Here is a 3,824-nt window from a genome sequence, read left to right as displayed (position 1 = left end):
GGGGCAGGGATCGCTTCTGCCGACGTGGGAGAAGTTTTGCGGAGGGGCAGACTGGACACCGACGGACGAAGCGGACATGGGGCCTTGGGTTGGATTCCTTTGAAAGGCCGCTGTTTCCTGATGTGCCATTTGCATCGGGGTTCTTTGAAAGGGAAGATTCACAATCTGTTGTGACGGTTCTGCCTGTCTTTCTTCGGCCAAACGCACGCGGAACAATTTTTGCAACACATCGGTGGAAAACTGCTCCATCATCAGTTTGAAAAGAGAGAAACCTTCTTTTTTGTATTCCAACAGAGGATCCTTCTGACCGTAACCCCGGAGTCCGATCCCCTCCCGCAAATGATCCATCTGCAAAAGATGGTCTTTCCACAATGTATCGAAAGTAGAAAGCAGAAGAAATTTTTCGATCTGTGCAAAAATTTCCCGGCTGTATTGTTTCTCTTTAGCTTCGTAAATCTGGACAGAGGTCTCATATAATTTTTTACCGAGTCCGTTTTGCGTCCAGTCTTGTTTGGCAACGCTTTTCGCTGAAAAATCAAAATCAAAAATTTCGCGCACTCTTTCTTCAAGCGGTTTGGGATCAAAATCTTCGGGATTCACATTTTCCGGAACGCATTCTTCGATCAAAGCCGTGACTTTTTCGTCGATCATGTCGAGGGCAAAGTCTTTTGTGTCCTGTGCTCCCAGAATTTCACGTCTGCGTTTGTAGACCGTCTGGCGTTGTTGGTTCATGACGTCGTCATACTCCAAAAGATTTTTTCGGATCGAAAAATTGTGGGCTTCTACTTTTTTCTGGGCGTTGGCGATCGCGCGGGAAAGCCACGGATGTTCGATGGGTTCATCTTCCTTGAGACCGAGACGGTCCATCATTGTGGAAATTCTCTCTCCACCAAAGATGCGGAGCAGATCATCCTGCAGAGAAAGATAAAAACGGGAACTTCCCGGATCCCCTTGTCTGCCGGACCGCCCGCGAAGCTGATTGTCGATGCGCCGGCTCTCATGTCTCTCTGTTCCCAAAATATGCAACCCCCCTGCCGTCAAAACTTCTTGTTTTTCTTTTTCACATTGCGTTCTGAAAATTGTGAGCGCTTTTTTATAATCTTCTTCGGGGGCTTCGCGTCCCACCTGTGCCCGCGCCAAAAATTCGGGATTGCCGCCGAGCATGATGTCAGTACCGCGACCCGCCATGTTGGTGGAGATAGTGACGGCACCTTTGCGTCCGGCCTGTGACACAATCTCCGCTTCTTTCTCATGTTGTTTCGCGTTCAACACATGGTGTTTAATGCCGCGGCGTTTGAGCATCTCTCCAATCTCTTCAGATTTTTCAATCGAGATCGTTCCAACCAGTACGGGTTGATTTTTAGCATGACACTCCTCGATTTCTTTTACGACAGAGCGAAATTTTTCCGTCTCTGTTTTATAGACGATGTCGGAATTATCTTCGCGTATCATCGGTTTGTTGGTGGGAATCATCATCACATCGAGATTATAAATTTTGGCAAATTCGGGGGCTTCTGTTTCTGCGGTGCCGGTCATGCCTCCAAGCTTGTTGTACATGCGGAAATAATTCTGAAAGGTAATGGTAGCCAGCGTTTGGTTTTCATTTTCAATGGTGGTATTTTCTTTTGCCTCCACCGCCTGATGAAGTCCGTCACTCCAGCGTCTGCCGGGCATTAAACGACCGGTGAATTCATCAACGATGGTGACTTTGTCATCTTTCACGACATAATCAACATCACGCCGGTAAAGACTGTGGGCACGCAAAGCCTGATTCACATGGTGAAGTTGGTTGATATTTTTTGGATCGTACAGATTGGGAATGTTCAGACGTTTTTCCACTTCCGCCACACCGGCTTCGGTGAGCATCACGGATTTTGCTTTCTCATCAATCGTAAAGTGGGTCTCTTTGCTTAAAAATGGGATGATGCGGTCGATGGTATAGTAGAGTTGTGTGGATTCTTCGGCGGGACCGGAAATAATGAGCGGAGTTCTCGCTTCATCAATCAAAATACTATCGACCTCATCCACAATTGCATAATTGAGTTCGCGCTGAACGTACTGGGCCAATTCATATTTCATGTTGTCGCGCAGATAATCAAAACCGAATTCGTTATTGGTTCCGTAAGTCACATCGGCGCGATAGGCCCATTGGCGCTCGGTATCGGTCAGGCCATGCACAATCACGCCCACGGAAAGCCCCAAAAATTTATAGACCTGACCCATCCATTCGGCGTCGCGTCTGGCCAGATAGTCGTTGACGGTGATGACGTGCACACCTTTGCCACTCAAAGAATTCAGATAGACGGGCAGTGTGGCCACGAGAGTTTTTCCTTCGCCGGTTTTCATTTCCGAAATTTTTCCGGAATGGAGAACGATCCCTCCGACGAGTTGCATATCATAATGACGCTGACCCAACGTGCGGCGCGCCGCTTCACGAACAACGGCAAAGGCATACGGCAAAAGGGCATCCAGCGATTCACCGTTTTGCACGCGCTGTTTGAATTCCACCGTTTTGGCTTTGAGTTGATCGTCGGTTAGGGGTCTGATGGAAGATTCTAAAGCATTGATTTCGGCCACAACGGGAACAATTTTCTTCAGTTCCCGATCATTCTTAGTGCCGACAAATTTTTTGAGAACCCATTCAAACATAAAATTTAAAAATTATAGAAAATTAACTTTTCATCATGACATCTGTCATTCCTGCGAAGGCAGGAATCCATTTGTTTGCCAGCTTTTCTGGAGCCCCGCCTTCGCGGGGATGACATACTAAAAGTTAATTCATTATAAAATTCAAAAAATCAAAATTTTGATTTTTGCATTTTTATTTTTGGATTTATTAAAGTTGTTCCAAAATGAATTGGGTTGGATCAATCGGAATACCGTTGACCAAAACTTCATAGTGGAGGTGCGGACCGGTACTGCGACCAGTACTTCCGACACGGGCAATCAATGTTCCCCGTTTGACATGATCTCCCTCTTTCACAAGAATTTGTGAATTGTGTCCGTAAACGGTGGCTAAACCATAACCATGATCAACAATGATCTGGTTTCCCAAACCGCCATGACGCCCCGCAAAAGTAACGACTCCGTCTCCACTGGAAAAAACCGGTGTACCGTAAGGGCTTGCGATATCCATTCCCTCATGCAGTTGGCGGCCACCCGAAATGGGGGATCGTCTCCAACCGAAATCGGAGGTGACCCATCCGCGCAAGGGCCAAACAGTTGGAATGGAGGTCCAGAAATAGGAGGCGTCGGGGTTGGCTTTGTAGACTTCTTTCAAACGCTGACCAACGTCTTTGGCCTCTTCGGTGAGATCAATGGTTTTGAGATTAAAAGTTTTGAGAGCGGTCTCATCAAAAATAGCGTTTTCCCCGGGAAGAGTTGAAGGATCCATTGCGGCGAGTTGAAAGGGCGACTTGCGGTGTACCTCCGCCTGAATCTGTTTCCCTTGATTGAGACCAACGATTGTCTCCAATTTGGATGCAAATTGTTTATTTTGATTTACAACAGACTCTAATTCGTTCAGACGGGCCAAAATACGGACACGTTCTTTTTGGTATTGTGCCCCTTTGGTACGCAGTTCATTGGTGGCAACATATTCGTGGCGATAATGAACTAGGCCGACACAAACAACAGAAGTGAAGAGAACACACCCTAAAACCAAACCCAACGTCCCAAAAACCCGTTGTTTGGAAACCACCCAGCGCTTAACACCGGCCCTGTCTTTTGGAATGATAATAACGCTGTAACTATCGGCTATTTTCATCATGAGCCCTGATCCCTTAGCAAGGTTTCCGCGGCGCGTCAACCCATCAATTTCCCAT

Annotated in this window: 2 protein-coding genes; both read right to left on the bottom strand. The window is 47.0% G+C overall.

Features of this window, described 5'->3' with window-relative positions; genetic code table 11:
* Positions 1–2,649 (bottom strand): preprotein translocase subunit SecA (gene secA, locus HY877_01590; GenBank protein MBI5298975.1); only part of this gene is annotated, 2,649 nt, incomplete at its 3' end.
* 187 nt (positions 2,650–2,836) lie between these two features.
* The gene (locus tag HY877_01585; protein ID MBI5298974.1) at positions 2,837–3,766 is read right to left on the bottom strand and encodes a M23 family metallopeptidase; all 930 of its coding nucleotides are present in this window, start codon (positions 3,764–3,766) and stop codon (positions 2,837–2,839) included.
* Positions 3,767–3,824: the final 58 nt, after the last annotated feature.

The sequence above is a fragment of the Deltaproteobacteria bacterium genome, assembly GCA_016213065.1.
In the GTDB taxonomy this organism is placed as follows: Bacteria; UBA10199; UBA10199; order SPLOWO2-01-44-7; family SPLOWO2-01-44-7; genus JACRBV01.
The sequence above is the reverse complement of the archived record's forward strand: the minus strand, read 5'-3'. Positions and strand labels throughout refer to the sequence as shown.